Annotated in this window: 1 protein-coding gene; it reads left to right on the forward strand. The window is 71.9% G+C overall.

Annotated elements, in window-relative coordinates:
- Positions 1-24: 24 nt before the first annotated feature.
- Positions 25-413 (forward strand): tRNA (5-methylaminomethyl-2-thiouridine)(34)-methyltransferase MnmD (locus IR135_RS11515; RefSeq protein WP_209307417.1); only part of this gene is annotated, 389 nt, incomplete at its 3' end.

The following is a 413-nucleotide window of genomic DNA, read 5'->3' on the forward strand; positions in this document are numbered from 1 at the left end:
CCGCAGGCCTGGGCGGGCCAGGCGATGTGGCGCGTGCTGGAGACCGGCTTCGGCTTCGGCCTGAACTTCCTCACCACCTGGGCCGCGTGGCGGGCCGACCCTGCACGGCCGCGCCTGCTGCATTTCGTCTCCTGCGAGGCGTTCCCGGTCTCCGCGGACGACCTGATGCGCTCCCTGCAAGGCCATGGCGAGCTGGAACCGCTCGCCCGCGCCCTGCACGCCCAGTACTGGGGCCTGCTGCCCGGCGTGCACCGGCTCGCCTTCGAGGGCGGCCAGGTGCTGCTCACGCTCTACATCGGCGATGCGCAGGCCATGCTGCGCCTGCAGCAGCCCGTGGCCGACGCGGTGTACCTCGACGGCTTCAGCCCGCAGGCGAACCCCGAACTCTGGGACGTGCACACCCTCAAGGCTGT

The organism is Jeotgalicoccus nanhaiensis (genome assembly GCF_015235105.1).
Lineage (GTDB): Bacteria > Bacillota > Bacilli > Staphylococcales > Salinicoccaceae > Jeotgalicoccus > Jeotgalicoccus nanhaiensis.